This window comes from Trinickia sp. (assembly GCF_051961175.1).
GTDB lineage: Bacteria > Pseudomonadota > Gammaproteobacteria > Burkholderiales > Burkholderiaceae > Trinickia.
This window is the reverse complement of the sequence record NZ_JBQCDN010000151.1, coordinates 1-5350: the sequence shown is the minus strand read 5'-3', so window position 1 is coordinate 5350 and position 5350 is coordinate 1. Positions and strand designations below refer to the sequence as shown.

The following is a 5350-nucleotide window of genomic DNA, read 5'->3' as shown; positions in this document are numbered from 1 at the left end:
CGGGCGGTCGGCAAGGAACGCGAAGAAATGAAGCGGATGGCGGATATTTTCCGCGGCCGCATCATCGACGTGACCGAAAAGACCTACACGATCGAGCTGACGGGGGCGAGCGACAAACTCGACGCCTTCATCGAAGCGCTCGACGCCGCCGTGATTCTCGAGACGGTCCGGACGGGCAGCTCGGGCATCGGGCGCGGCGAACGCATTTTGAAGGTATAACGAAGCACACGATCGGCGCCCGCCGGCTGACGGTGGCGGGCGATTTTTGAAGCATTTGACGAATACGCTTTAACGCGAAGGAATCGACATGAAAGTTTTCTACGATAAAGACGCCGACCTGTCCCTCATCAAAGGCAAGGACGTCACGATCATCGGCTATGGCTCGCAAGGCCATGCTCACGCGCTGAACCTGAAGGAGAGCGGCGTGCGCGTGACGGTCGGCCTGCGCAAGGGCGGCGCGTCGTGGAAGAAGGCCGAAGGCGCGGGCCTGACGGTCAAGGAAGTGGCCGAAGCCGTGAAGGGCGCGGACGTCGTCATGATGCTGCTGCCGGACGAGCAGATCGCCGATGTGTACAAGAACGAAGTGCACGCGAACATCAAGGAAGGCGCGGCGCTCGCATTCGCGCACGGCTTCAACGTTCACTACGGCCAGGTCATTCCGCGCGCCGATCTCGACGTCATCATGATCGCGCCGAAGGCCCCGGGCCACACGGTGCGCGGTACGTACACGCAGGGCGGCGGCGTGCCGCACTTGATCGCCGTCGCGCAAGACAAGTCGGGCGCGGCCCGCGACGTCGCGCTGTCGTATGCGGTGGCCAACGGCGGCGGCCGTGCCGGCATCATCGAAACGAACTTCCGCGAAGAGACGGAAACGGACCTCTTCGGCGAGCAAGCCGTGCTGTGCGGCGGGACGGTCGAGCTGATCAAGGCCGGTTTCGAAACGCTCGTGGAAGCGGGCTACGCGCCGGAAATGGCGTACTTCGAGTGCCTGCACGAGCTCAAGCTCATCGTGGATCTGATCTACGAAGGCGGCATCGCCAACATGAACTACTCAATCTCGAACAACGCCGAGTACGGCGAGTACGTCACGGGCCCGCGTGTGGTCACGGAAGAGACGAAGAAGGTCATGAAGGATGTGCTGAAGGACATCCAGACGGGCGAGTACGCGAAGAGCTTCATTCTCGAGAACAAGGCCGGTGCGCCGACGCTGCAATCGCGCCGCCGCTTGAACGCCGAGCACCAGATCGAGCAGGTGGGCGGGAAGCTGCGCGCGATGATGCCGTGGATCGCGAAGAACAAGCTCGTCGATCAATCGAAGAACTAAAATTCGAACGAGAGGCCAAGGCTTCGCGCATTACGTCGCGTTACGTCGTGCGCGGGGCCGGCCGGTGCGGGGGAAGGGCCCCTGCGCCGGAGGCTCGCCAGGGTGCGTGATGCCGTGGCGGGCCGCCGAATCACCCTTTCAAAGCCGTCCCGTGCGTCTCGTACGGGGCGGCTTTTGCTATCCTAGTGGTTTTACAAAAAGTTCGAAACAATCCATGAATTACCCACATCCGATCATCGCACGCGAAGGCTGGCCGTTCATCGCGATTGCCGCCGTCGTCGCGCTGTTGATCCATGCGGTCGCGGGATTCGGTTTTGCCTGGCCGTTCTGGCTGATCCTGATCTTCGTCGTGCAGTTCTTCCGCGATCCGCCGCGGCCGATTCCCGTCCAGGCGAACGCCGTGTTGTGCCCGGCCGATGGCCGCATCGTCGCCGTCGAAACCACGCGCGACCCGTATGCCGATCGCGAAGCGCTGAAGATCAGCGTATTCATGAACGTCTTCAACGTGCACTCGCAGCGCTCGCCCGTCGATGGTGCGATCTCGAAGGTCGAGTACTTCCCGGGCGCCTACCTGAATGCCGCCATCGATAAAGCGTCGCAGGAAAACGAGCGCAACGCGATCGTGATCCAAACGGCGGGCGGGCAGACGGTCACTTCCGTGCAGATCGCGGGTCTCATCGCGCGGCGCATTCTCTGCTATGTGCGGACCGGCGAGCCGCTTGCACGCGGCCAGCGCTACGGTTTCATCCGTTTCGGTTCGCGCGTCGATGTCTATCTGCCGCTCGGCAGCCGCGCGAAGGTGTCGATCGGGGAGAAGGTGTTCGCCTCGTCGACGATTCTCGCCGAGCTTTGATCCGGCGGCAGGAGAGTTCGATGGCCGCTTTCAAACGTCGCCCGCGCGCGGGCAGCACACCGATGCCGCGCCCGTTCCGGCGCAATCCGTTTCGCCGCAACAAGGGGCTCGGCATCGATTCGGCGCCTGCCGAGAACCGGCGTGCCGCGCGTCAGCAGTTTTTGCGTACGCGCGGCATTTATCTGCTGCCGAACGCGTTCACCACGGCCGCGCTCTTTTGTGGTTTTTTCGCTGTCGTCCAGGCGATGAACGTGCGCTTCGAGATCGCCGCGATTGCGATCTTTGTGGCGATGGTGCTCGACGGCATGGATGGCCGCGTCGCCCGCATGACGCACACGCAAAGCGCATTCGGCGAGCAATTCGACAGCCTGTCGGATATGGTGTCGTTCGGCGTGGCGCCCGCGCTCGTCATGTACGAGTGGGTGCTCAAGGATCTCGGGCGCTGGGGCTGGCTCGCGGCGTTCGTCTATTGTTCGGGTGCGGCTCTGCGGCTCGCGCGCTTCAATACGAACATCGGCGTGGTCGATAAACGCTTTTTCCAAGGCTTGCCGAGCCCGGCCGCGGCGGCGCTGATCGCCGGCTTCGTCTGGCTCGCGACCGACAACCGCGTGCCGCTCAAGCTCGTTTGGCTGCCGTGGGTGGCGTTCGCGTTGACGATCTATGCGGGCGTGACGATGGTGTCGAACGCGCCGTTTTACAGCGGCAAGGCGTTGGATGTCCGGCATCGGGTGCCGTTTGCGGCGATTTTGCTCGTCGTGGTCGCGTTCGTGCTCGTATCGTCCGATCCGCCGCTGATGCTGTTCGGCCTGTTCGTGCTGTATGGGCTCTCGGGTTACGCGTTCTGGGCCTATATGGCGGTGCGCGGGCGGGACAATCCCGCGCGATCCATTCCCAGCGATCATTAGGGCCGGAGCGGGGTGATGAGCCGCAAATCTTAAAATGCGGCTCAAAACTTGAGCCGCATGTGGAAAAATACGGCTCAGGTCAAAGGCGGTCAATTGTGGGCCAGCGGTGTCGGAAAAGCGGTGCGCTACTACGTCGATGTGCCCGGGTGGTCGCATGGTGTTCGCTCCGAGTAAGTTGCTGTCAGAGGCATGGCGCCGGCTTGCTTTCATCCGCCACCGCCGTCGTAGGTGTAGGGCAGCCGATTGCGCGATTGCCGGAATGCCGCTATAGTCGGCGACATGTCGAATTTGACCTTACCCCTTCGATCCCTTCTCGCCGGTGCGCCTCTACGCGCGCTAGCACTAGCGCGCCTGCCGCGCTGACCGTTTTCGCCCCCCGTCCGCCTCGTTCGTTGTTTGGCGTCGCCTACGGTGGCGCGAGCGCCCGAATTCCGTTTTCCGTATCCCCAAGCATTCCGAACGCAAAAGTCCCCCTGGAGACATGACATGGCAGACAAGCTGATTATTTTCGACACGACGTTGCGTGACGGCGAGCAGTCGCCCGGCGCGTCGATGACGAAGGAAGAGAAGATCCGTATTGCGAAGCAGCTCGAGCGGATGAAGGTCGACGTGATCGAAGCCGGCTTCGCGGCCAGTTCGAACGGCGATTTCGACGCGATCAACACGATTGCCTCGCTGATCCAGGACAGCACGGTGTGTTCGCTTGCGCGCGCGAACGACAAGGACATCCAGCGGGCCGCCGACGCGCTGAAGCCGGCCGATCATTTCCGCATCCACACGTTTATCGCCACGTCGCCGCTCCATATGGAGAAGAAGCTGCGCATGACGCCGGAGCAGGTGTATGAACAGGCGCGTCTGGCGGTGCGTTTCGCGCGCAAATTCACGAACGACGTGGAATTTTCGCCCGAGGACGGCAGCCGCTCGGATATGGATTTCCTGTGCCGCGTGCTCGAGGCGGTGATTGCCGAAGGGGCGACGACGATCAACATCGCCGATACCGTCGGTTATGGTGTGCCGGAACTGTACGGCAATCTCGTGAAGACGCTGCGGGAGCGCATTCCGAATTCCGATAAGGCCATCTTTTCCGTGCACTGCCATAACGATCTCGGCATGGCGGTGGCGAATTCGCTCGCAGGCGTCAAGATCGGCGGCGCGCGCCAGGTTGAATGCACGATCAACGGCTTGGGCGAGCGTGCGGGCAACACTGCGCTCGAAGAAATCGTGATGTCGGTGAGAACGCGCAAGGACTACTTCGGGCTGGACGTCGGCATCGATACGACGCAGATCGTGCCGGCTTCGAAGCTCGTTTCGCAAATCACGGGTTTCGTCGTCCAGCCGAACAAGGCCGTGGTGGGCGCGAACGCATTTGCACATGCATCCGGCATCCACCAGGATGGCGTGCTCAAGGCCCGCGATACCTACGAAATCATGCGTGCGGAAGACGTGGGCTGGTCGGCCAACAAGATCGTCCTCGGCAAATTGTCGGGCCGCAACGCGTTCAAGCAGCGGCTGCAAGAGCTCGGGATCGCGCTCGACAGCGAAGCCGAACTGAACCAGGCCTTTGCGCGCTTCAAGGAATTGGCGGACCGCAAGTCGGAGATCTTCGACGAAGACATCATGGCGATCGTCTCCGAGGAATCGGCGGCAGCGCAGGAGCGTGAGCATTACAAGTTCGTCTCGCTGGCTCAGCATTCGGAAACGGGGGAGCGTCCGCACGCGCGTGTCGTGTTTTCGGTTGGCGGCAAGGAGATGACGGGCGAATCGCGCGGGAACGGGCCGGTCGATGCGACGCTGAACGCGATCGAAGGCGAAGTGGGCAGCGGCTCGGAGCTGCTGCTTTACTCGGTGAACGCCATCACGACGGGTACGCAAGCGCAGGGCGAAGTGACGGTGCGGCTGTCGAAGAGCGGCCGGATTGTCAACGGCGTGGGTACCGATCCCGATATCGTCGCGGCTTCGGCCAAGGCGTATATCGCCGCGCTGAACAAGCTCTATACCACCGACGAGAAGGTCAATCCGCAGGGTGTGTGAGCGGGGTGAGCCTGGCGTCGCCTTCTCCGTAACGAAGACCTGCGATGCCTCGGGAGCCATCGGCACCCGAGGCCGGGTGCCGGGCAACCCACGGTAATTCACCGCCACGCTTGTGCTCGGGGCCACCGCGCGATTCGCCGCTGGGGTGTCGGGGCGCCCTGGTGGGGGAAAATGCCGGTCGACGGGAGCGCGCCCCCACACCCCCGCGGCGGTGGCCCCAGCCGCCAATAAGCAGGC

The 5350-nt window shown here is 62.8% G+C and carries 5 protein-coding genes; all 5 read left to right on the top strand.

Annotated features, from left to right (window positions below; all coding sequences use genetic code 11):
* Positions 1-219 (top strand): acetolactate synthase small subunit (ilvN, locus tag ACTHL0_RS08720; RefSeq protein ID WP_440566328.1); only part of this gene is annotated, 219 nt, incomplete at its 5' end.
* A gap of 88 nt (positions 220-307) precedes the next feature.
* On the top strand, positions 308-1324 hold the full coding sequence (gene ilvC, locus ACTHL0_RS08715) for a ketol-acid reductoisomerase (protein ID WP_440566327.1): 1017 nt from the start codon (positions 308-310) through the stop codon (positions 1322-1324).
* Positions 1325-1538: 214 nt separating this feature from the next.
* Positions 1539-2177, top strand: a complete 639-nt coding sequence (locus ACTHL0_RS08710) for a phosphatidylserine decarboxylase (RefSeq protein WP_440566326.1) — start codon at positions 1539-1541, stop codon at positions 2175-2177.
* Positions 2178-2197: 20 nt separating this feature from the next.
* Positions 2198-3082 (top strand): CDP-diacylglycerol--serine O-phosphatidyltransferase, encoded by an 885-nt coding sequence (pssA, locus tag ACTHL0_RS08705; RefSeq protein ID WP_440566325.1) that lies wholly within the window; start codon positions 2198-2200, stop codon positions 3080-3082.
* 486 nt (positions 3083-3568) lie between these two features.
* Positions 3569-5113 carry a 2-isopropylmalate synthase gene (locus tag ACTHL0_RS08700; RefSeq protein ID WP_440566324.1) on the top strand — a complete coding sequence of 515 codons (1545 nt, stop codon included), beginning with the start codon at positions 3569-3571 and terminating at the stop codon, positions 5111-5113.
* The last annotated feature ends 237 nt before the right edge of the window (positions 5114-5350 follow it).

Bases quoted from the DNA above. Each gene is read 5' to 3' on its own strand.
- ilvC (WP_440566327.1), top strand. From the start codon at position 308: ATGAAAGTTTTCTACGATAAAGACGCCGACCTGTCCCTCATCAAAGGC.
- ACTHL0_RS08710 (WP_440566326.1), top strand. From the start codon at position 1,539: ATGAATTACCCACATCCGATCATCGCACGCGAAGGCTGGCCGTTCATC.
- pssA (WP_440566325.1), top strand. From the start codon at position 2,198: ATGGCCGCTTTCAAACGTCGCCCGCGCGCGGGCAGCACACCGATGCCG.
- ACTHL0_RS08700 (WP_440566324.1), top strand. From the start codon at position 3,569: ATGGCAGACAAGCTGATTATTTTCGACACGACGTTGCGTGACGGCGAG.